Source organism: Pseudomonas sp. CFII64, from assembly GCF_000416235.1.
Classification (GTDB): Bacteria; Pseudomonadota; Gammaproteobacteria; order Pseudomonadales; family Pseudomonadaceae; genus Aquipseudomonas.
On record NZ_ATLO01000036.1, the window covers coordinates 142788 to 166289 of the forward strand.

General features: G+C 58.2%; 18 protein-coding genes and 1 pseudogene. 3 read left to right on the forward strand and 16 right to left on the reverse strand.

What is annotated here, in order from left to right; translation table 11 throughout:
• Window positions 1-12: 12 nt before the first annotated feature.
• Genes CFII64_RS17045 through CFII64_RS17055 form a run of 3 tightly spaced genes read left to right on the forward strand, consistent with a single transcriptional unit; the run spans window position 13 to window position 1555 of the window.
• Window positions 13-471: a GNAT family N-acetyltransferase gene (locus CFII64_RS17045; protein ID WP_020292054.1), complete on the forward strand. Its 459-nt coding sequence runs from the start codon at window positions 13-15 to the stop codon at window positions 469-471.
• A complete protein-coding gene (locus CFII64_RS17050; protein ID WP_020292055.1) occupies window positions 464-1072 on the forward strand; it encodes an FMN-dependent NADH-azoreductase in 609 nt (202 codons plus the stop codon). Before CFII64_RS17045 ends, CFII64_RS17050 begins: the two co-directional genes overlap by 8 nt.
• A gap of 51 nt (window positions 1073-1123) precedes the next feature.
• Entirely contained in the window at window positions 1124-1555 is a 432-nt protein-coding gene (locus tag CFII64_RS17055; RefSeq protein ID WP_020292056.1) for a carboxymuconolactone decarboxylase family protein, read from the forward strand.
• Between the two features lie 117 nt (window positions 1556-1672).
• On the opposite strand, the gene CFII64_RS17060 is transcribed toward CFII64_RS17055, so the two are convergent.
• The 16 genes and pseudogenes from CFII64_RS17060 to CFII64_RS29830 all read right to left on the reverse strand — a co-directional run.
• Window positions 1673-3568: an acyltransferase family protein gene (locus CFII64_RS17060; protein WP_020292057.1), complete on the reverse strand. Its 1896-nt coding sequence runs from the start codon at window positions 3566-3568 to the stop codon at window positions 1673-1675.
• A 33-nt stretch (window positions 3569-3601) separates the two neighbouring features.
• Window positions 3602-4924, reverse strand: a complete 1323-nt coding sequence (locus tag CFII64_RS17065; RefSeq protein WP_020292058.1) for a hypothetical protein — start codon at window positions 4922-4924, stop codon at window positions 3602-3604.
• A gap of 9 nt (window positions 4925-4933) precedes the next feature.
• Entirely contained in the window at window positions 4934-6241 is a 1308-nt protein-coding gene (locus CFII64_RS17070) for a hypothetical protein (protein WP_020292059.1), read from the reverse strand.
• A gap of 391 nt (window positions 6242-6632) precedes the next feature.
• Window positions 6633-8252 (reverse strand): glucan biosynthesis protein D, encoded by a 1620-nt coding sequence (locus CFII64_RS17075; protein WP_020292060.1) that lies wholly within the window; start codon window positions 8250-8252, stop codon window positions 6633-6635.
• 440 nt (window positions 8253-8692) lie between these two features.
• On the reverse strand, window positions 8693-10093 hold the full coding sequence (gene lpdA / locus CFII64_RS17080) for a dihydrolipoyl dehydrogenase (protein WP_020292061.1): 1401 nt from the start codon (window positions 10091-10093) through the stop codon (window positions 8693-8695).
• A gap of 195 nt (window positions 10094-10288) precedes the next feature.
• Complete coding sequence (locus tag CFII64_RS17085) at window positions 10289-11218, reverse strand: phosphatidate cytidylyltransferase (protein ID WP_020292062.1); 930 nt, start codon at window positions 11216-11218, stop codon at window positions 10289-10291.
• Entirely contained in the window at window positions 11218-11838 is a 621-nt protein-coding gene (locus tag CFII64_RS17090; protein ID WP_020292063.1) for a 1-acyl-sn-glycerol-3-phosphate acyltransferase, read from the reverse strand. Before CFII64_RS17090 ends, CFII64_RS17085 begins: the two co-directional genes overlap by 1 nt.
• Window positions 11839-11847: 9 nt before the next feature.
• A complete protein-coding gene (locus CFII64_RS17095) occupies window positions 11848-12306 on the reverse strand; it encodes a hypothetical protein (RefSeq protein ID WP_044901451.1) in 459 nt (152 codons plus the stop codon).
• The gene (locus CFII64_RS17100) at window positions 12296-13690 is read right to left on the reverse strand and encodes a phosphatase PAP2/dual specificity phosphatase family protein (RefSeq protein WP_156883217.1); all 1395 of its coding nucleotides are present in this window, start codon (window positions 13688-13690) and stop codon (window positions 12296-12298) included. The genes CFII64_RS17095 and CFII64_RS17100 overlap by 11 nt, the downstream gene beginning before the upstream one ends.
• Window positions 13687-15444, reverse strand: coding sequence for a bifunctional alpha/beta hydrolase/class I SAM-dependent methyltransferase (locus CFII64_RS17105; protein ID WP_020292066.1), 1758 nt, complete (start codon window positions 15442-15444; stop codon window positions 13687-13689). The genes CFII64_RS17100 and CFII64_RS17105 overlap by 4 nt, the downstream gene beginning before the upstream one ends.
• Window positions 15445-15480: 36 nt before the next feature.
• The gene (locus tag CFII64_RS17110) at window positions 15481-16110 is read right to left on the reverse strand and encodes a CDP-alcohol phosphatidyltransferase family protein (RefSeq protein ID WP_020292067.1); all 630 of its coding nucleotides are present in this window, start codon (window positions 16108-16110) and stop codon (window positions 15481-15483) included.
• A 429-nt stretch (window positions 16111-16539) separates the two neighbouring features.
• The gene (locus CFII64_RS17115; protein WP_020292069.1) at window positions 16540-17724 is read right to left on the reverse strand and encodes a DUF6708 domain-containing protein; all 1185 of its coding nucleotides are present in this window, start codon (window positions 17722-17724) and stop codon (window positions 16540-16542) included.
• A gap of 6 nt (window positions 17725-17730) precedes the next feature.
• Window positions 17731-18915, reverse strand: coding sequence for a DUF6708 domain-containing protein (locus CFII64_RS17120; RefSeq protein ID WP_020292070.1), 1185 nt, complete (start codon window positions 18913-18915; stop codon window positions 17731-17733).
• The gene (locus CFII64_RS17125) at window positions 18905-22312 is read right to left on the reverse strand and encodes a toxin VasX (protein WP_020292071.1); all 3408 of its coding nucleotides are present in this window, start codon (window positions 22310-22312) and stop codon (window positions 18905-18907) included. The genes CFII64_RS17120 and CFII64_RS17125 overlap by 11 nt, the downstream gene beginning before the upstream one ends.
• A complete protein-coding gene (locus tag CFII64_RS17130; RefSeq protein ID WP_020292072.1) occupies window positions 22309-23187 on the reverse strand; it encodes a DUF4123 domain-containing protein in 879 nt (292 codons plus the stop codon). The genes CFII64_RS17125 and CFII64_RS17130 overlap by 4 nt, the downstream gene beginning before the upstream one ends.
• A pseudogene (locus tag CFII64_RS29830) lies at window positions 23184-23502 on the reverse strand (type VI secretion system tip protein VgrG); the annotation flags it as partial. The gene CFII64_RS17130 and the pseudogene CFII64_RS29830, both read right to left, overlap by 4 nt.

The window sequence follows — 23502 nt, forward strand, 5'->3', positions numbered from 1 at the left end:
GGAGAACGTGCCATGCAACCCCACATGTTCAGACTGTTGAGTCGCGGCGCCGAGCAGGCGGCAGGCTTCAAGCTCATGCAGCAACTACGCCCGCACTTGAGCGATCTTGAATCGTTCACGATGCAGCTGGATCGCCAGGCCTATCACGGCTATCGGTTGTGGGGTTTGTGGCAGGGCGATCAGCTGGCCGGATTGATCGGCTTTCGTGAGCTGGAAAACCTGATCTATGGCCGCTTCATTTACGTCGATGATCTGATCGTCGATCCGGCCATGCGCCAGTCAGGATTGGGCGCGCTGTTGCTGGATAAAGTCCGCGAAGAAGCCCGACTGCGCGGCTGCGCGCATCTGGTTCTGGACACTGGTCTGCACATGGCGCTGGCACAGCGCTTTTATTATCGCGCCGGGCTGTTGGCCCGAGGCATGCACTTCGTCCAGCCACTGCAAGCCACCCAGGAGTCAGCCCATGCGTGAGTTGTTGCTGATCAATGCCAGCCCGCACCGGGAAACGTCAGCCGGATATGGCCTGGCCATCGAATGGGTCGACTCGCTGCGATCCAGGCACGCGCCCTTCACCCTGACCCAGCGCGACCTGGCCGCCCATCCGCTGCTGCCTATCAGCGATGCCTACGCCACCGCGTTGACCCAGCGCAATCCTGTCGCCCAACCGGCGCTTGAGTTGTCCGAGCAGTTGATTGGCGAACTGGAGCGCTGCGACCTGCTGCTGATTGCCACGCCAATGCATAACTTCACTGTGCCCGCCGCGTTGAAGCTGTGGATTGATTACGTGGTGCGCATCGGGCGCAGCTTCGAAGCCAGGCCTGATGGCAAGGTCGGTCTGCTGCGCGATCGCCCGGTCTACATCATCGTCAGCTCAGGAGGCTTTCATCTCAAGCCGCGTGGACAGCAAGCCGATTTCCTCACGCCGTACCTGCTTGAAGTGCTGAAAACCATCGGCCTGTTCGACGTTCACTTCGTCTATTTGGAAGGCATGGTCCTCGGCGAGGAAGTGAGCCGCGCGGCGTTTATCGCGGCGGCACAACAACTGGCCGGGCATTCTGTGCCAGGCGATTGAAACCCCGATTCAAATCCACCCGCAATTCATCCATTCATTCGGGAGTATCCAATGAGCAAGCTTCGTCTTCCATTTTCAGACCTTTCTCCAGAGGCCTATCAAGGTTTGAAGAACACCAGCCACGCCCTGAGTAAAAGTTCTCTCGGTCAGGCGCTGGTCGAGCTGGTTTACCTGCGCATTTCGCAAATCAACGGCTGCGCGTTTTGCCTGGACATGCATTCCAAGTCATTGCGCGCTGCTGGTGTATCGCAGCGCAAACTCGACTGCCTGGCCGGCTGGCGTGTCAGCGAACTGTTTGATGCGCGGGAGCAGGCCGCTTTGGCCTGGTCGGAAGCGCTGACCCATGTTTCCACCCAAGGCGCATCGGACGAGTTGTATGCCGTGCTGAAGGACACATTCAGCGACACCGAGATCTCCGATCTGACCATTGCCGTTTCGTTGATGAATGCCTTCAATCGATTGGCGGTGGGTATGCGGCTGTAAGCCAGAACCCCAGATGCCGTAGGATCCTGTGTGCTGGTCGAGAGGGTTCGTGGCCTCAACGCAAAAAAAGCCCGCAATGGTCACGCCATGCGGGCTTTTTGTTGTTTGGGGGACCGGTTATCGGGTGCTGATTTTGCTCAACTCCGGCATCACAAAGTTTTTCACGATGTACAGCGAGCCTTTTTCGCTCAAATGCCCGGAATCGATTTGCAGCAGGGAGTCGTCTTGCAAGCGCACCAGACAGGAATTGGCGACACACAACTTGTCGATCAGCGAGACGAAATCCACCGCTTGCGGATCGATTTGTCGGCGGATCGCCTGGTCAGCGGCCATCACGCTCTGGTCCAGCGCGGCGTCGGTAATGTGCGATTCATTCAGGCCCCAATGACGATTGGCGATGACGCTGGGCAGTGACGGGTTCCATTGCGGCAACGGACCCAGCAGCACAATGTGTTTGACGCCATAGCTTTTGAGCCGCGCGGCGATGTCGCTCCAGCGCGTCTTGTCGTGTTCATCCTTTTGCGCGATGACCACCACGTCCGGCTGCAGCTTCTGAATGCTTTCCAGGGCCTTTTTGTTGGAGTAGTTGCACGTCACGCGCGGCGGGGTGGCGCGGCCGTTGTCCAGGGTCAGGCTGGGCCGACAACTGGCGGAAGCGACCTGATAGAACGGCGTGCCCGCTGGCAGCGACGTTCGAAGCCCCAGGGAAAGCGCCTGGGCATGGGAATCACCCCACAGAAACACGCCGCCTTCGCCTTGCTTGTGGGTGCAGGACTCGTCGATGCCCGACAACCCGCGCTGGGTGAAGGCCGAAAAGGCATCACACTTGAGCCAGTACGATTCGTAGAGATTCTTCTGCCGATCCGCATAGTCCTGAACAAAGCGCGCCTTGTCCGAAATGCTCAGGGTGCGCAGTGGTGAGATTGCGCCTTCGGTCGCGCTGACCGCAGTGGCAGCGGCGAAGACCATGGTGATCAGGCCGCTGGCAGTGGCGAACTTCCAGCTGCGTTTGGGTTTGAGTGTTTTGGCTGGCGATTTTTCGATCAATTGATAGGACGCCAGACTCAGCGCAAAGGCGCAGGCGATGCCGAGCAACGCGTTGAACGTGTCGCCCAGATAACCGGCATAACTCATGAACACCACGACCGGCCAATGCCAGAGATACAGCGAGTAGGAAAGCTTCCCGGTCCATTGCGAGAATGGGTTGCTGGTCATGAACGAATCCTGACGAGCCGAGATAATCACCGCCAGGGTTCCCAGCACCGGCATCAACGACAGATAACCGGGCCAGACGTCTTTTTCGGAAAGCAGCACAAAACTGGCGAGCATCAGGCCCAGGCCGGTGGCTTCCAGCAGGCGTTGCGGCAGCGCACGCAGCTTGACCGGAAACACGCAGGCGACGCCGCCGACCAGCAATTCCCACGCCCGGGTAGGCAGCAGGTAAAACGCCGGTTCCGGCCACAGAAACGAAGCGACCACGCAGAAACCAAAGCCGAGCAGGCAACCAGCGAGGATCCACCAGCGCAGATGGCGCTGGGCAATGAAGCGACTCAAGGCCAGCAACGCCAGCGGGTAAATCATGTAGAACTGCCATTCCACCGAGAGCGACCAGGTGTGCAGCAGCCATTTCTCGTGGGCGCCCGCCGTGAAATACCCGGCTTCAGCCCAATACACGAAGTTGGAGACAAACCCGAGGCTGCCCGCGATGTGTTTACCCAGTTCGCTGTACTCCAGCGGCAGCAGATAAAACCAGCCCGCCAGCAGCAGCACGAAACACAGCGCCGCCAGCGCCGGAATAATCCGTCTGGCCCGGGACTTGTAGAACGCGATCAGGCTGAAATTACCTTTGTGCAGGCTGCGCACGATGATTCCGGTGATCAGGTAGCCGGAGATCACGAAGAAAATATCGACGCCCGCAAAGCCGCCCGGCAGCCAGCCGGGGTTGAAGTGAAACAGCAGCACGGCGATGACCGCGATGGCGCGTAGTCCATTGATGTCTTTTCTGAAGTCCATGGCGTTTTTTCACGTAGGAGCGAGGAGGCGGGTTCAGGGCGTGGCCACTGTCTCCTCGGGGCTCAGGCTGATGATCTTGGGGAAATGGGTCAGGGTGACCGATACCGAACACCGCTGATCCGCGCACTGCCATTGCTCGCCCGACAGACTGCCTTTCTCGGGTTCAGCGGTATCGATCAGGCGCACTGCTCCAGTCATGGGCGCGGCGCTGGCAATGTCCTGTTGCAGCGTCGGGCCGGTGGTCCAGCCGACCACCACGCGCTGCGGGCCTTTGTCGAAATACAGCAGGTAAATGTTGTCCGACTGGCGACTGGCCTGGGCGTCATAGCTGAAGTCCTTGATCACCGGGGCGATAACTTTCATGACCTGATAGGCCGGTTTGGGTGAAAGGTCTTCGTTGAGCAAGCCGAAGTTGTGTTCCTGATCGGTGCGGTCGGGGCCATCGTTGACCAGGTCGTACCACCACATGCCCTTGAGATTCGGCAGGCTGCGGGCGAGAAACAGAATCCGCGCCATGTACACCGCCTGAACCGTCGGCGTGAAGCCGCAATTGCCCTGATGGCTGGGCCAAGCCATTTCCGTGATGTAGATCGGTACATCGCGCCCGGCCTTGGCGCGGATATGCTCCTCATATGCACGCATCCAGACCACCCAGGCTTCAGGGTTGGGCTTTACGTTGGGCAAGCAGTGGGCGTAAGGGTGAACCGACAGGCCATCGACCAGATCCAGCATGCCGGCGTCGATCAGGCGGTCGGCGAATCCGTAATCCATGCCTTCGGGCGTAACCGAGCCGGCGAGGATTTTTGCCGGTGTGCCCTCAACGTTCTGCGTGTTCTTGCGAATGAGCGGCACCACATCACGCACCAGCGCGGCATAGTCGGCGCTGAGTTGCGGGTCCTTGGGGGCTTCGATGTCCCACTCGTTCCAGATTTCATAGAAGGTCACGCGATTGCCCAGCTGGCCGGTCACGTAGTCCACATACCTCAGGAAATCCGCCTTGACCTCGCCGCTGCGCGGTTTGGCGTTGTCATGAAACCAGGTGCTGTAGTCGAGGATCGTCAGCCGGCTCAGGCCCAGACTCTGGGCGTCGGTCAGGTAAGTACGCCACGAGGGCACGATGCGCAGTTCGTTGGCGTTGGGCGCTGCGGTGGACCAATGCGCGTCGTCCTTGACCGAAGCGATGCCGGCATCGGCCGCCAGTTGCAGGGCTGGCCGCGACGGCGTCGGGTAATTCATCAGGTGCGTACCAATGCCGAGAATGAACGGCTCTGGCGCGGTTTCCTGCGCCTTGGCCAAACCGCCACTCAGGCAGCCGACACATAACAGGCTTGCGGCAAGACGTTGACAGACCTTCATGCTCACCACTCAATTCATGTTGGGCAGGGTGGACAGCTGGAACTGCGCAGGGCGCGCGGTCTGTCGGCTGTCCAGTTGCTTGCCGGTCAGCACATGACCGATGGCCAGGCCGAGAAACAGATTGGCCACGGCGATTTCGAACATGTCCGTGGTCCAGCTGATCAGGCAGCAGCAGAAGGTGATTGCCAGCAACGCCCGGGCGATGCGCGAATCGTCATTGCTGAGGGCGAAGAACAACGGAACCTGCAGGGCGTACAGCAGCGGGCCGAACACCCCGAACAATCCCCACAGGTACATGAAGGTGCTGTCCGAGCCGACCAAAAATTCGGTGCCGGGTACCGGGAAAATGATCACCGAGCTGCCGAACAACCCGAAACCTGCGCCGGTGTAGCCATAACCCAGCTTGGTCATGGCATCGACGACGTTGGGCCAGGTGTTGTTCAAGCGGTCATACAGTGACGACAGCGATGACCCGCCGCTGCTTACGGTGCGGGCGTCGAAGTCATACAGCAGGCCCATCAGCGGCAGCAGCATGCCGACCACCACGGCCACGATGCACGCGCCGCGAGTGGTCCAGCGCATGCGGGCAATCAGCAGCAGGCCCATGGTCAACATGTACCCGCCGGCTGGCGCCTTGCTGGTGGTCAGAACGATGCCGTACAGGGCGACAAGGCTCAGAGCCAGAATCAGCAGGCGCGAGCGCAGGAACATCGCGATGTACAGGCTGTAGATCGCGATCAGGATCGACAACGTATTGGAGACTCGGGCGAAACCGGCGCTGCGGTCCTCGTCGCCGACCGACCAGGTGGTGTTGGCGCTCAGCTGCGTCTCGCCAATGGCGTAGCTGTAACCCTTCCACGGCACCGTGGTGACTTTGTCCAGGGCGAGGCCGACAAAACACGCCACCAGGCATAGGCCGATGACCCACATCAGCAGCCGCCGGCGATGGATCAGGTGGTCGCTGCACACCATGCCGAACAAAATCGGGCTGAGGGCGAACAGGGTGAAGGCGACGTTATTGAGCGTGGCGCCATGCAACATCGCCAGCACGGCGGAAATCACCAGCATCAGCAAACTCAGCCACACCACGCGACCGGCCTTGTAAGTGCGCAGCTCCAGAAGCAATAGAATCAGACAGGCAATTTTTGGCAGGTACAGCGCTGGCGAAAGTCCCGCCTGGTCGAGATAGAAACGCAACGCGCCGGAAAAAGTCTCGACCACAATCAGGCTGATAGCGGCCCAGACGATGGCCGTCGACTTATTGAAGGAAAGCATCGACGCGTTATCGTCGGCCCTGTTCGCAGAGTTCAACATCATGTTTTCTGCCTCTGAAGCGCTTGTTGAGATTGAGCAATCGCCAACGCTACCGCCCATCGACTGTCGAAAACGGTCAATAGAGGTATCAATCAGGATAGGAAAATGGCCGCTGAAGAAGGGTGCGGCATTCAGGTCTGGAGCGAACGCTCCAACTACGCGACAAGGGCTATATCAGCCTGACTTGGAGAGACTGTCAATCTATTCGTCAAAAATTAATCAGATGCCGACAAGCGTAACAGTGTTAACCCGCTAACTTTTTGAATTTATTGGGTGCTAGAAATTTGACGGTGTAAATAATCCTGAAACTGACACAGGTTATAGCGACCCTATAACGCAAAACGGCAAGTTCAGGTCACCCCGAACTTGCCGTTTGAAGCTTGAAACTTGCCGCTTACGGATACTTGCGTTTGTCAGCCATTGGCGGGAAGTACTGATACAGCCAGGTTTCACTCAGGGTGCGATCCTGGGACTTGATGAACATGCGCATCTCGACTGGATCGGCACCCTCGTTGGTTGGATACCAGTCGAATGTCACGCGATAACCCTGGATATCCGGCAGTACCAGAATGTTGAAATCCTGAACCTTGCCGTTGGACACCGTGACGATCGGCTCGATGGCCGTGCCTTCCGGCAAGCGTTCCAGACCGCCGCCATTGAAGTCCACCGCGAAGCGCCGTGCCCAGACTTCCGGATAATGCTCGCCCGGCGCCCAGCCTTCGATGAAGCCACCCATCCCGGAACGGGTTGCATGGACCTGCGCCAATGGCGTGCTCACCGGAGGCAGCGGGCTCCAGTACAGTTTGTAGCCAAAGTTGAGCGTTTCGCCGGCCTTGACCGGATCTTTCGGCGTCCAGAACACCACGATGTTATCCATCGTCTCGCCGGTGGTGACGATCTCCACCAGATTCACCGAACCCTCGCCCCAAGGCGTGGTGGGCTCGACCCACAGGCTCGGGCGGCGGTGATACCAATCGACGGTGTCCTGGTAGCTGGTGAAATTATGATCAGTCTGCACCAGACCAAAACCCTTCGGATCTTTGTCGGCGAAGGCGTTGAATTGCAGTTTCGGCGGATTGTTCAGCGGCCGGCAGATCCACTCGCCGTTGCCGCGCCACATGGCCAGGCGATCCGAGTCGTGGATTTCCGGGTGGATGGTGTCGCACATGCGGCGCTCATGGGTGCCGCAGCTGAACATGCTGGTCATCGGCGAAATACCCAGCTGAGCGATGTCGGTGCGCGCATTGACCGTGGCATCGATATTCATCACCACTTGCCCGGACTGGCAGTCGATATCGAAGCGATAGGCACCGGTCGCGCTCGGCGAATCCATCAGGGCATAGACCACGAAGCGGGTCGCGTTCTTGTCCGGAGTTTCAAACCAGAACTTGGTGAAGTCGGGGAATTCTTCCTGACGCGTCGAATACGTGTCGATGGCCAGGCCGCGCGCGGAAAGGCCGTATTGCTTGTTGCTGTCCACGGCGCGGAAATAGCTGGCGCCCAGGAACGACACCACGTCGTTGATGGCGATTTCCGGGGCCTTGAACAGCTTGAAGCCGGCAAAACCCAGATCGCCCTTGACCAGCGACTTGTCGATGCCGCTGGACTCGTAATTGAACAGTTCGTGGCGGAAGTGGACTTCCCGCGCCTGCTTGGTCGTCGGGTCGACGCTGTACATGCGTACCGGCGTCTTGAAGCCCATGCCGACGTGGAAGAAATGCACGTCCAGCTGGCCTTTGACGTCGTGCCACAAGGAATGGCCGGCGTCATATTTGATGGCGTTGAACTGTTGCGGGGTCATGTTCGCCAACACGGGCGGCAGGACTTGCTTGTTGCTGACATAGCCACGGCCAGCGAGTTGTTTGGCGTGGGCTTTCAACGTATCGAAATCGAAGTTTTCGATCTCGCCATCGGCGGCGGCAGCAAAAGCACGTGCAACATAAAGCCCCGAGGCCGGCACGCTGCTGTAAGCCGCCAACGCCATGGATGCTTTAAGGAGATTCCTGCGATTCATAAGGTGAAGCCTCTGACTAGTGCTGTGCGTCCTGCACAAGAGAAATGCGCGCTACGACTCCTTGCTGAACGCCAAACTACCCACAACAGATAACAAACACAGCAACCGGTTCGAAAAAAACATAAATAATTACGATTTAGTTCCATTGGATTGTATCAATGGCTGTCTGGGCCGGGCTTTGAGGCTATTTGTCGATTTACCGTTTTAGCGCCGTGACAGAATTTTCACAACGACGCCGGACACATCTTTATCCTCTGCCCTATCGCCTTCGCGGCTAAAGCCGCTCCTACGGACGGTCAATCTTCAATTTACGGCGTTGAAATAAGGATGGAAAAACCTTCGTAGGACCGGCTTTAGCCGGGAGAGGGCCGGTACATTCTGAACATCTTTCGTCAGAAATGACGCTCTCCCGGCTAAAGCCGGTCCTACGCAGGTGGAATCTACGACTGCGTCGGCAACCCAATCACACTCATTGCCGCCTGCCGCAACGCTTCGGAGCGCGTTGGGTGCGGGTGGCTGGTCAGGGCGATGTCTTCGGAAGACGCGGCAAATTCCATCGCCACGCAGAACTCGCCGATCATTTCGCTGACGCTTGGGCCGACCAGATGCACGCCGAGGATTTCATCGGTGCGCTCGTCGGCCAGGACTTTGGCAAAGCCTTCGGTTTCGTGATTGACCTTGGCCCGACTGTTGGCGCTGAACGGGAACTTGCCGACTTTGTAGGCGCGGCCCTCGGCCTTGAGCTGCTCTTCGGTCTTGCCGACGCTGGCCAGTTCCGGACGGGTATAAATCACGTTGGGGATCAGGTTGTAATCGATCTCGCCCGCTTTGCCGACGATGCGCTCCACGCACACCGAGGCTTCGTCTTCGGCCTTGTGGGCCAACATCGGACCGGACGTCACGTCACCTATCACCCAGATGCCTTCAGCTGCGGTGCGATGGCCCTTGTTTTCCAGCATGCCGCGCTTGTCCAACTCCAGGCCGACCGTTTCCAGCCCCAGGCCCTTGGTGAAAGGCCGACGTCCAATGGACACCAGCACGTAATCCGCTTCGATCAACTCAGCCTCGCCGCCCGCTGCCGGTTCGACGCTCAGGCTGACGCCTTTGTCCGAGGTTGTGGCGGTGGTCACTTTGGAGCTGAGCTTGAAGTTGATGCCCTGACGCGACAGCGCACGATGCAAGGTTTTGCCCGCTTCCAGATCGCTGCCGTGGGCGACGTGATCGAGAAATTCCACCACCGTCACCTGCGCGCCCAACCGCCGCCACACCGAACCCAGCTCCAGGCCGATCACGCCGGCGCCGATCACCACCAGATGCTTGGGCACTTCAGTCAGGGACAACGCGCCGGTGGAATCCAGAATGCGCAGGTTATCGATATCCACACCCGGTAACGGGGTCGGCTCGGAGCCGGTGGCAATGATGATGTCCTTGGCCTGCAGCTCGGTTTCGGCGCCATTGGCGTCGGTGACGATCACCTTGCCCGGCCCGGCGATCCGCCCCCAACCCTTGATCCATTCGGCTTTGTACTTGCGAAACAGAAACTCGATGCCCTTGGTCAGCGCCGTCACGCTTTCGCCTTTCTGTTTCATCATCTGCGCCAGATTCAGGGTCGGCGTGACCTCGATGCCCAGTTTGGCAAACTCTTCGCCGGTGGCCGCTTCATACAGTTCCGAGGCGTGCAGCAAGGCCTTGGAAGGGATGCAACCGACGTTCAGACAAGTCCCGCCCAGTGTTTCGCGGCCTTCGACACAGGCCACGCTCAAGCCCAGCTGGCCCGCGCGAATGGCTGCGTTATAGCCGCCAGGGCCGCCGCCGATGATTACAACGTCATAACTGCTCATGCCCAAATGCTCCTGAAGTTGAGAATGGAGGGAAGCGTAGCTCGTGAGTCCGGAAACGGGTCGAGAGCGATTAGATTATGGTTGTAATATTTACAGCTATAAGCGTCAAGCTGCAAGCTTCAAGCAGCAGCGATCGAATTCCGCTTTTGCTTGCAGCTTGCGCTTGCAGCTAGATGCTTGCCGCTTGCCGCTGCCTCACACCCACCAATAACGAACCAGGTGAAAGAAGATCGGCGCGGCGAAGCAGACCGAGTCCAGGCGATCCAGCATGCCGCCGTGGCCTTCGATCATGTGCCCCCAATCCTTCACACCACGGTCGCGCTTGATCGCCGACATGACGATGCCACCCGCGAAACCGAGCAGGTTGATCAGCAGCGCGATCAACGCCGACTGCCAGGGATTGAACGGCGTGATCCACCACAGCGCACCGCCGATCAGCGAAGCCAGGGCGATGCCGCCGACGAAGCCTTCCACAGTCTTGGACGGCGACAGGTTCGGCGCGATCTTGCGCTTGCCGAACAACTTGCCGCAGACGTACTGCAACACGTCCGACAGCTGCACGACGATCACCAGATAAGCGATCAGCAGCAGATTGCGGCCTTCGTAACCGGGGATTTCCAGGGTCAGCAATGCGGGTACGTGGGACACGCAGAACACCGCGATCATCAAGCCCCACTGGACTTTCGACGCGCGCTCCAGAAAGTGCGTACTGTCGCCGCCCAGAGACGCGAGGATCGGCAGCAGCAGGAACACGTAAACCGGAATGAAGATCGAAAACAGCCCGTACCAGCTCATGGCGATCAGCACGTATTGCAGCGGCAGCGCCAGATAGAACGCGGCGACCAGCGCCGGGTAGTCGCTCTTGCGCGTGGGCGTCAGGGTCAGGAATTCGCGCAGCGCATAAAACGACACGGCGTAGAACAGGATGATCACTGCGCTATAGCCCAGCGCGAAGGCGATGCCGATCACGATGACCATCACCCACCACGCGTTGATTCGCGCGTTGAGGTTGTCGATTACCGAATTCGGGCCGCCAGCCCGGCGTTTGAGAATGAACCCGATGGTGGAGGCCAGCAACAGAATCGCGCCGATCCCCATGAACAACATTTGCGTCTGGTTATCCATCAATGCTGCTCCGGTGCCAGGGCCAGCAGCGCTTCACGGCTGCGCAATAGAAACTGTTCTTTGAGTTCATCATTGCCCAACTGCAACGGCGTGCCGAAACTGGTTGTGCATAACAATGGCAGCGGCAACACGCGGCCCTTGGGCATGACGCGGTTCAGGTTGGCTATCCACACCGGGACCAGCTCAGCGTGTGGATAACTTTTCGCCAAGTGATACAGGCCGCTTTTAAAGGGCAGCAAGCCGTCCTCCAGATTGCGCGTGCCTTCGGGGAAGATGATCAGCGAGTCGCCGTTTTCCAGCGCTTCGAGCATCGGTTGCAGCGGATTGGCGTCTGGCGCCTTGCGCTGGCGATCGACCAGCACGCCATTGAACACGCGATTGATGATGTAACGCCGCAGCGGACTGCTTTGCCAGTAATCCGCGCCCGCCACCGGCCGGGTCAGCTTGCGCAATGCGGGCGGCAGCGAAGCCCACAACAGCACGAAGTCGCCGTGGCTGCTGTGATTGGCGAAATAGATGCGCTGCACCGGTTCCGGCGTGCAACCCAGCCAGAGACTGCGCGCGCCAGTCACGCTTCGCGCGCCGGCAGTAATGATCGTCGCGACCAAAGGTTCGAACATGGCGTTTCCTTATGATGCGGTGAAGGACAACCAAGGGAAGATCAGCATCGCGCCCAGCATCACCAACAGCTGGACAGCAACAAACAACAATTGTTGGCGCAGCAGCCGGAGCGCGCCCTTGCTGCGCAGCGCCCAGGATCGCCCGGATTTATCCACAGGCTGAAACTGCAGCGCGACCAGCGCTTGATCGAGAGCAAAAGTGCGCTCGGCCAGCCGGGCTGCATCGTTGGCGACGGCCTGGAATAAATCGGCATCGAACGCGACCCGCAGCGCGTAGTACTTTTCAATAAGGCCCAGCAGAACCACCGCCGCCGCCAGTATCAACAGCAATGGCATTATCGGAGTTATCAACAGCTGGAGCAGCCCGAATGCCAGGCCGAGCAATGTCAGCCCTGTGGACAAGTTATCCAGCGTCTGGCCGCGCCGCAGCAGACTGGCGACGATATGCAGCTGCATTTCAGATGACATCGTTGAGTCCTGTGGTTATCAGGCCTGCAGGCGGAGACACTGTGTCAGGCGGATTGCTTTCGCGGGCAAGCCTCGCGCCTACGATTTCCTGCAAGGCTTCAACATGCGCGGCGCGCAAGACGACGCCCGGTCTCGCCTCACGGATGATCGCAATTGCGTTATCCACAGTCCCGGCACGGCCGCTGTGCAAAAGCCAGGCGGCAACTGCCGTGGCGCTGCGCGAATAACCCAGCGCGCAGCACACCAGCAACGGGCCTTGCTGGCGCAGGCGCTCAATAGCTTGGGCTGCAAGCAGGCAGGTCTGCGCGGTGGGCGCGACCAGATCCAGGGTCGGGATCGACTGATAGCCGCGTGGCCCCGGCTGTATCGCGATTTCTGCACACATATCCACAACCGCAGTGAATGGCTTTAGTTGCTCCCGATCAGGCAAGCGCCCCAGCCAGACGTTATCCACAACCTGATCGGGCTGCGGATGCTTGCGGGTCCACAGCCGCGAATTGATCCAGGCACCGAGCAGATACGGCGCGAACAGCCCATACACCGCCGGACTGAGGCTGCCGTCCGGACGTTTCTGAAAACCTGCCGCGTCGAACAGCAGGTAATTCAGCGCGACCAACAGCAGCGAGCCTGCTGGCCAGGCCAGCCAAAGCCAGGCGCCGCCCAGTTTGAGGGCCGTTGCGCCCAGTAGCAGCGCGGCTAGTCCATAAATCGCCGTCAGCTTCAGGCGCTTCGGTCCCAGGCTGATACGCGCTGCAAGCAAAGGGCTGCGGCCTTCATCCGGCCATAGCCACACACAGAACCAACCGGCCAGCGCGCCTGTGGGTAAGTCGATAAAGTGATGTTGATAAGTGGTCAGCACCGAAATGCCGATCAGACTGAACCAGCCATGCAGCAACCAGCGCCAGACCTGATGAAAGTTGCGCAAATAGCGGTCATAACAGACCCACAGCACGACCAACAGCGCGATATGCAGCGAAGGCGCCTGATTGAAGGGCTTGTCGAACCCCGCCAGCACGGCGAACAACCAGCCGAATACGCCGTCGAGCTCCGGACGCTCGAACGCGAAACGCAGCGGCCAGATCAGGAAGCAGCTCACCGCAATCAATTGCGCGCTGAACAGGCGCAGGGCGTGAGTATCCAGTTGGCGACGCGTCAGGCACGCCAGCAGCGAGAAACCATAAAGCAGGTCGATGGACCAATAGGGCACGATGGTCCAGGCCCAGAATGGCATATGCGCTTCCCAACCGAAGGCCAGGCTTGGCACGTCGCTGCGCTGTGCCGTCACCCAGGTGGCGAAGCCGTAGCTGGCGAAGAAGAACGGCGCCAGCGCCAGCAACCAGACCACGGCGCGCTTCCACAAACCGGCTTCGCGCAGCATCTTCAATTGATCCGCTGCGCCAGTGACACGCTGAAAATCCCCCATTCATCCACACGCTGGGTGATCTTGCGGAAACCCGCAGCCTCCACCAGCTGATCCATTTCCGTCTGGCTGCGTCGACGCATCACCCAGGCCTGGCCCTGGCGATGGCTGGTCAGGGCGCGGGCGATCAATTCCAGTTGCGGGTGCCAAGGCTGGCCGGTGTACACCAGATATCCGCCCGGCTCGACCGCTGTGGCCAATCCTGCCAGTGAGTCGCCAACCATCTGGTTGCTGGCGAACAGCTCGTACAAGCCGGACACCACAGCCAGCGTCGGTTTCGGGTCGAGAGCGGCGAGGTCGTTGCGATCAAAGGCATCGGCCTTGATGAAGCGCGCAATGTGACCCAGACCTTTCTGCTCGATCAAGGCGCTGCCATCGCGCACATTGATGTCGCTGTAGTCGCGCAGCAGGATCGATTCCGGCAGCGGATCGACGCCTTGCAGAGATTCGAGAATGTAACGCCCGTGACCTGCGGCGATATCGACGATGCGCACCGGCTTGCCCTGATTGCGCAGGTGCTCCATGGCCAGGCGCAGCAGCTCCTCAACGTTCAGCTTGCGCTGGCGAATGCCGCGCCAGCCGATGGAATCCAGGTAATTCTTGTCGATCATCTCGCCCAGCTTGCCGCTGCCGATGGGCTGGTTGCGATAGACATAATCCAGCGTGCTGCCGGAATCGAAACCGGTATCGAAACCCAGTTTTACGCCTGTGGATAACTTGCTGCCCAAGCGCATGCTGGCCCGGGTCATGCGCCAGTACAGATCGCGCAGCGAGTTATGCGGCAGCGGCGCGGCCAGCTCTTCGGACTCGGCACAGGTCACGCCGAGCTTGTCAGCGTCCAGCAGGGAAGGGCGGGTCATCGGCAGTTCGAAGTTCTGCAGGATAAAACGCCGCGCACGACTGACCGCCAAATGGCGATCCCGCTCGCCGAGGGTGTCGTGAAAGAAGCCCGGCAGGATGTGTTTTTCCTTGCGTACACTGCCCAGCCGCTCGAAAAAACGCTCTTGCGGGCCGCGATGCACGACAAAGTCCGAGCCGGAGATCAACAGCTGGGTCGGAATCGAAATGGCCTGCGCATCGGCTACAACCCGATCGGCCGCTTCGTACAGACCGAGCAGCACGTTGACCGAAATGGCCTTGGTGATCAGCGGGTCACTGTCGTAGGACGCAATGCGCTGCGGGTCATGGCTGAGGAAGCGCGCCTTGACGTAACTGTTGACGAAGAAATTGCCTTTGAACTTGCGCAGCAACGCCAGCCCCGGACGGGCAAACGGCACGTACAGCTTGACCTTGAAGGCCGGCGAGGCGAGCACCAGTGCGCGGATCTTCGGCGCATAGTCATGGGCCCAGGTCGCCGCGATGACTGCGCCAACACTTTGCGCAACCACGGCCATGTTTTCTTCGGCGATGTCGAACGTCGCGCTCAGGTGATCAACGAAAGTTTGCACGTCGCGCACACTGGTGGCGAAGCTCGGGCTGTCACCACGCGCGCCGGGCGACTGGCCATGGCCGCGCGAATCCCAGGCAAAAAAATCGAAACCCGGCAGATCCAGCTCATCCACCAGATGCGCAATGCGTCCGGAGTGTTCATGGCCACGATGGAACAACAACACGGCCTGGCGCGGGACCGTCGGGTCCTGATTCGCTGCGGGCCAATGGCGGTAGAACAGCTCGACCCCATCATGGGTCATGAAGCGCTGATCCTGAACGTCACGCATGTGGATATCCTTATGCCGGGTGTCGTTGGCGATTATTTATTGTTTGCTGGGGGCTGCGGGATCAGGCGTTTCGGCAAGACCGCGACGCACGCGATTGACCACGGTGTAAACCAGCAGTGCAGCAATCACGGCCAGGACAATATTTATCCACAGCCCGGAAAGCCAGCCGATGGCCACGCCTGCGCCCAACACGCCAAAGACAAAAGCCCGATCGCTCTTGCCCATCGGCCCGTCATAGCGCCGCGAAGCACCGACCATCGGGCCGAGCACGCCTGCGTACTCACTGAAAATCGCCCACACAGTGACCATCACCACCAGCAACAGGTTCACATCGGGAAGCAGCGCGAAAGGCAGGAACAGCGCGCTGTCGGCGATGACATCGGTCAATTCGTTGAGATAAGCGCCAAGCCGCGACTGCTGGCCGAACTCGCGGGCGAGCATGCCGTCGACAGCATTGAGCGCCATACGCACGATCATCCACAGCGGGATCAGCACGAAGACCCAGTGATGCGCGGCAAACAGCGCCACCAACGCGCCAATCACGATAGACACCGCACAGGCACTTAACGTGACCTGATTCGCCGTCACGCCTTGGTCGAACAAACGCTGAACCAGAGGCCGCAGCAGGTTTTGAAAGCGGGGTTTGAGCTGATAGATCGAAATCAACGTACAACCGTCCTTGTGTCGTGAAATTCGCAGGAGGCGCCTGTGGATAACTGTTACCGCAGCGCCGGGCTGGCCCGGATGCTAGTGAAACACAACGTAACGCGATTGAGGCGAGGTTCTTTGTGCTGTGGGTCTCAGGGCGGGAAGGTGGACAACTTCTGGGGCGCCCTTCATTTGGCTGTGGGAGAGGACTTGTCCTCGATGGCTGTAATTCTGCACCACATGTGGGTCAGACGGATCAGCGTTGTCTGGGCCAGCTATCGAGGACAAGTCCTCTCCCACAAAGGCCATCTCATACAGCATTGCACTTCAAGCCTTACGCTCAATCAACTTCTGCACCACATGTGGGTCAGACGGATCAGCGTTGTCTGGGCCAGCTATCGAGGACAAGTCCTCTCCCACAAAGGCCATCTCATACAGCATTGCACTTCAAGCCTTACGCTCAATCAACTTGCAGGCTTCGATGAAGTTCATCTTCTTCTTGTCCATGGCGTGCTGCACCACTTGTGTGGCTTTTTGCAGGGCAGGGCTGGGTTTGGCCCATTGCTCTGGCGGGATGGGTTGCGACCATTGTTGAACGCGCTCGGGCATCGTAGGTGTACCCGCTTTGTGGCCCCATTCGGCGATCATGTAGGGCATTTTCCAGAAGCTTAGGACGCGCCAGATGTACCAACGGCGCAGCGGCCAGCGTGAGCGCGGAGTCAGGCCGATTTCTGCGCGGCGCTCGTCAGTGAAGCAACTGTGCAAACCGCCGTCTTCTTCTTTCATCAGCTTCTCGACCTCCCAGGTATGCAAGCCTTCATAAGGTCGAAGCTCGTATTCCGTCAGTTCGCGGCCTAACAAGAGCCTCAACCATTCACCTGTCTTGTCCTTGGGAACACCCTGTTCCATATACAGCCGAATGGCCTCCCAGGTGCCGATAGAATGGGCCTGGCTGGGTTTGTCGAGCAGAATGGGCTGCACCGTGCCTTTCTCTTCGTTTTCTAATGCCATGCCGAACGTATAGAAAGTCGTGGCGTTATATTGGGTCACCATCTGCCCCTGAGAAATCCAGGCAGTGACCTTTTCCCAAGGCACGATCAGGATTTCATGAGTTTTGCTGTCGACAAAACACACTTCCCGACGTTGGCGATTGAAGCGCAGGGGGTATTGACGGGCTTGTTGGCGGGTTTGGGAGATTAGTATTTGGATGCAGTTACCGATAAGGAACGCACAACCTGGAACACCGGTTCCACCAAAAAAAAGGAACGATAGGCCGAGATCGTTGGAAAATGTGTTATTCGTGCCTTCGGGTGTGATGACATATAACAGCGTCGCTATAATAAACGGGCACATAAATATATAAAAAATTGATAGCCAGATAACCCAGGCCAGCATTTTTCCCTGCCACACCATCCCCATATTACTTCCGCCCACTTGCAGGTAGACGTCATTCACTACCGGGAAACCTTGCATGCTCACCGGTTGTTGACCGGTATAGACCGGTAAAGGCGCAAGATATAGGGTTTCTTCCGAACCGTATTTGCGCACTTCCCCTGCTTTTGGGTTTTGACCCTCCTGCGCCGTTGAAGGCGGCGCAGGTTCGGCTTTACGTTTGAATAGTTTAGTCAACATTGCACTTCAAGCCTTACGCTCAATCAACTTGCAGGCTTCGATGAAGTTCATCTTCTTCTTGTCCATGGCGTGCTGCACCACTTGTGTGGCTTTTTGCAGGGCAGGGCTGGGTTTGGCCCATTGCTCCGGCGGGATGGGTTGCGACCATTGTTGAACGCGTTCGGGCATCGTAGGTGTACCCGCTTTGTGGCCCCATTCGGCGATCATGTAGGGCATTTTCCAGAAGCTCAGGACGCGCCAAACATACCACCAGCGCAATGCCCAGTAATCGCGAGGAAGGAAGCCATGCTTGGCCCGTTCCTCGTCGGTCATATCGACGTCAGGAAACCGGTCCTCGATTTTCATCAGCTTTTCGACCTCCCAGGTATGCAAACCTTCATAAGGCCGTAACTCGTACTCCGTCAGTTCACGGCCTAACAAAAGCCTCAACCATTCGCCTGTCTCGTCCGTTGGAACACCCTGTTCCATATACAACCGAATGGCCTCCCAGGTACCGATAGCATGGGCCTGGCTGGGTTTGTCGATCAGGATCGGCTGCACCGTGCCTTTCTCTTCGTTTTCCAGTGCCATGCCGAAGGTATAGAAAGTCGTGGCGTTGTATTGGGTCACCATCTGGCCCTGAGAAATCCAGGCGGTGACCTTTTCCCAAGGCACGATCAGGATTTCATGGGTGTTGCTGTCGACAAAACATACTTCCCGGCGTTGGCGATTGAAGCGCAGGGGGTATTGGCGGGCTTGTTCGCGGGTTTGGGAGATTATGGTATATATAACGGTGCCTATGCATATTGGTGCAGTAAAAATGCCTAGGTATAAAAAAATCTCAGACAACATACTTAAATCTTTGGTAAACGTATTGTTCGTTCCTTCAGGAGTTATAACCCACAATAGCGCGGCAAGGAATAACGGAGAAAAAATATTCATAATGATCATCAGCCAAATAACCCATGCCAGCATCTTTCCTTGCCACACCATCCCTATATTACTTCCGCCCACTTGCAGGTAAACGTCATTAACTACTGGAAAACCCTGCATGCTCACCGGTTGCTGGCCGGTATAGACCGGCAAAGGTGCGAGATATAGAATTTCTTCCGAACCGAACTGGCGTACTTCCCCTGCTTTGGGGTTTTGACCCTCCTGCGCCGTTGAAGGCGGCGCAGGTTCGGCTTTGCGTTTGAATAGTTTATTCAGCATTACTTGCTTCCAGATCCACTTCGCGCAGAAGCCAGGGCGGCGTTGCCGTTAGTTGCATTGACTCATCTGGCTCTGCCTTGTAAGCAAAGACGCCCTTGCGCTCGCGCCAGCGACCTTCAACCTGTTGGCGGTGCAGATCCAGGACGTGGAATGTCGACCGGTGACTTATATCGCGATGCTCTTCCAGGTTATAACTGACCGCTATGGCGAGGCCGAAATGATCGGAGATCAGCGGGCGCAGATCGAGGCTGAGGACCAACGCACCGTCCGCTGGTCCTACTCGCTTGAGCTGCCCTGCCAGGGCTTCGCTGCACACCGCCCAATACACCGGGTTTTGTGATCCATAAGGCGCGCTGTAATCCTTTTGCCGCTGGAGCGCCTCAATCCAGACTTTGCGACGTTCCATTTCGTCGCTGCGTATGCCGGGGAAGGTCAGGCGCAATTCGGTGCTGTACTCGGTACGGATCAGTTGGCAAACGGGTTGCTGGACGATGGAGGCCAGCTTGCGCCAATCCTCATCCAAACTCAGGCCGAGCGACTCCTGGCCCCATGCGCCGTGCAATACCCATTTGTTCATCGCATCAAGATTGAAATAATTGAAGAGTGCTTCACCCATCAATTGCAGACCCGTTGCCGCGATTCCGATCAAGTTGGCCCTGGTCGCAATACCCACCAGCTGAACGCTGCGTTCAGCCCAAGCCAGAGCGCGTAGCTCCATGGGCTTACGCATAATCTCGCGGGTGATGGAAGCCGTATGTTTTAAAGCCCATACATTGGCCCCTGCCAAGATTGAATCGCCAGCCAATTGCAATGACGTCGTTGCCAGTTTTTTGCCATCACCTTCTGCCAGAGCATTCATCCACTGCTTTGTGTGTTTGCCGAGATCAAATGCAGCTGCACCGATTCCAAAACCGAATGCGCCCAGCCCCGCAAAAGCCGACCACTTCCCCAGCTTACTCATGGTATTGAGCTTGCCAGCCGCACTTTCCATCTGGTCGATATGGGCTCGCAGGATATTGATAGACAGACCCTGAACCGCTGCAAAGCCCGCAGAGAGCGTCGCGATTAAAGACTCACCAAGATCTAATAGATCTTTCCATCCACGATCCTCGTTCGACCTGACCTTCGAAGCCACTTCGAAAAACTTCATCACCTGCAAATAAAACAACACCACAGCGATCTGATCACCCGTGGATCGCAGCACGCCGCGCATCGGCGCTTTGTAAGTCCCAGTGCTACGGTAGTCGTCCACTGTGCGGCGCATTTCCTCCTTGAGTTGCGGGTCCATATTGCCCAGCACCAAGCCAAACTGGCCGGCACCGCCGCCAGGTGTCAGCGCCAGGCTGAGGCGCTCTTCTATGGGGCCCAGCTGATATTTGAAGAAGTTGATGTCCTGATTAATCCGCTTTCGCGAACCCAGCGGATCTGCGTCGGTAGTCTGCCCCCTGAGCTTTTCACGGCGCTCCTTATAAAGCGTCTTGAGGTCGTTACGCAGGGCAAGGGCTGCGTTGCGGTCGCGGGTAAACAGTTCGACTTCGGAGGCTGAGGCAACTCTCAATTGTAAGCCGCTCGACGCGTAGGCACTCAGCAGGCGGAGCCGCGCGGCAGGTCCAATGCTGCGAATGAAATCATTGGGGTCAATCGATGCGCCCCGCTGAAAATCCAGTTGTGCCTGAGCCAGACGCGCAGCCACCCGTAACTGCCGCGCCGGATCATAAGCACTGCCCAGCAAGCTGTTCAAACCACTGAACCGGGTATTGAGGTTGTCATAGTTGGGCAGGCTCTGGCGCATCAGGCTGTTGAACTGGTTCGCCAGTACGTCCATGTTGCGCACTACGCCGGGGGCGTCGGCGAGCTTGATGCTGAAGTCGCTGAGGTCGGCGAGTTTCTTGCGCAAATCCGCCTGGTCGGCCAGATTCAAGGTGTCCAGGCCCGGCACCTGCACTAAGGGGTTTTTTTCCAGATACGCCTGCAGTTGTTCAGTGGCTTGTTGATCGTCACAGATGGCGGCCACGCAATTGAACTCGCGCTCCAACCGATGTTGAATCTGCTCGTTTTGTCGAAAGTCGTAGTACCACGCGGCGCGATGGAAATGACCTTCAATGATCATCTTCAAGCGGTCGGCGCGGATGCTTTTGAGCTGGCTGCGCCAATGGCTTAGAAGCTTCTGCTGCTTGAGCACAAAAGCGTCCATGGGTTCGCGATGAGCCAATTGATTGATGCCTCGCTCGCCGACTTTCTCACCGCTTAATGCATACCAGGTCGCCAACTCAAGGTCGGTGATGGCGGGGCTGTGTTTATCGAAAAGCTGCGGACCCAGGGCGTCGCGCATGTCCATCGTCGCCTTCGCCAGCGGGTTATGTTGCGCCTGCTCACGCCAGCTCTGCTCATCGCCAAAAATGGCGGGGCCACGGTAGTCGCGTTTGACGCGCAGGTACTCGAGGAGCTTTTCCCGTTGATCCTCGTTGGTGTCGTCAAGCAGTGCCTGGTAGCGTTTGTCCTTGGTAGCCAGTTGATCAAGACGCTTCTGCGTGACTTGATACATTGACTGAATGTAGGCGCCGGTCAGGTATTTGCGCTGGGTATCCTCATCATTGCTCCAGCGTTCGATCCAGTCGGCCACCTTGAGTTGCGCCACAGCCAGATCCAGCATGACGCCAATGTCGTCGCGCACCACCAGAAACAGGAAATCGTGTTTATGCGCGGCGTTGACCTGACTTGTCAGCTCCTCGATCCAGGCTTTGCGAAACAGCGGTTTGTGTTCCCAGTGGTAGGCAGTGTTTTCCTCGGGGTCGGCGCCTTCGGGTAGATCCTTTGCTGCGCTGGTTTCCGCCACTTCTGCAAGCCAGCGTCGGGTCTGCTTTTCTGTCAGCAAGTGCGCGCCAACATTCTCGCAGTCGATCTGGCCGAAGCTGACGGACTGCATGTATTTTTCCCGCTCCGGCGGTTTGCCGATTACCTGCGAGCATTTGTAGGCCGTCCATTGAAACTCGGAATACGCCACGTGCAGCGCGCCATGCCGGGGGAAAACCAGATCTGGCTCGCCAATGGCGTTGGTGCGAGTGTCAGCGCTGACTTGCGCGCCTTTCCAGAGCAGTTTGCTGATCGATCCTTGCTCGATATGGTATTCGTGCAGGTAACCGCTGGCGTTGTCGACGATGTATAGATAGCCATCACGCAGCAGGCGCACGCCCATTTTTCGGCTTTGCAGCTCATGGGGCATCGGAATGTCGCGACCGGGTTGCAGGTTTTCCACCAGCCCGTAACGCAGCGGTAGAAACTGCACCGTGCGTTTCATCAGCGGACAGGTGCCACCGGCATCCAGCGGTTTTGCAGGGCGGGCCTTGCCCTTCAGGTTGGCCAGGTGGCCGAGAGGCGTATCGATGGCGGTGGTCATTGGGTGCTCCTCTGCGCGGCAAGTTCGCTTGCACGATCAATGCGCTGGAAAGTGGTCAGCTCGGATTCAACGGTCAGCAGTTCCACGATGTCTGGATGCGAACTGATGTTTTGCTCGCCTAAAAATCCGTGAACATTGGCGTACAGCCAGATCTCTCGTTCATCTGCAAAGCCTCGCGCGATGGCAGCGCTCGACAATTCATGCAGATGCGCAAGGCGCTGGGCGGGTTGCAGATCCGCTTGGTAGCCAGGAAAGAAGTGCTGCATATGCAGATAAAGCTCGCCGATGGACTTGCGAAAAGCTGCGGCCTGCAACGCAGTCCACTGAGCCGCCCCGGGCACATAAGGCGTGTGGTATTGAGGTTGCGGCATTTCGCCGGGGCGTTTGTATTGCTGCCACCCGTCTAACGGCGTATTGGCAACGACGATTTGGGAGCAAGGGCCAAAGACCTGTGCATGTGGGTGCAGATCGGCCGCAAACAGGGCATGTGCGACGACGGGATCGGAAATGCGCAGGAACATTTCGTCCATCTGCTCTGGCTGGATGCTGGTCAACCAGCGCAGATGATCAAGCAACTCAGCCCAGGGGCCGTCGCTGAATAACAGATAGCCCCACTGGTTCCGGGTGTTGGCCAGAAACTGCAGTAAAACCGGGTGTTCAGGATGCGTGATATGTACCAGACACGGAGAAAAGCGGCTGATTCCAGCCCACTGAGTACCCTGATAAAGAACGTCGACGTGGGGCGCTTCTGACCATTCATAGAGGCGCTTGATAAGGTCATCTACTTGCAGCGCATCAAGTAATAACCCCACGGTTTGCCCCCATGGCAGATCGCCGGGCAACGGCTGGGGCGGGTTTGCCAATGGTGTACTCATAAGATTTCCTTATTCCTTTCGGCGCATCTCGGGCAGAAGAGCGCGCCGCTTCCTATCGCTTCAACTTGCTTGTGGGGCACTACTGGCGGGCTGTTTGAAAGGGCGGGGCGTGCGGTTGATTTCGATAGCGGCGCAGGCAAATCCGGCACCGCTGGCATCCCCGGCATCGGCACGCCGCCCGGCAGGATCGGCACGCTGGTGAAAATTCCAGCGGGTGTGATGGATATCCAGTGCCCGCCTGCCTTGATCGTGGTGCTCAAGGTCGCATCGATGATCATGTGGTTCCCGGCGGCCAGGTGGACTTCCAGTGCCGCG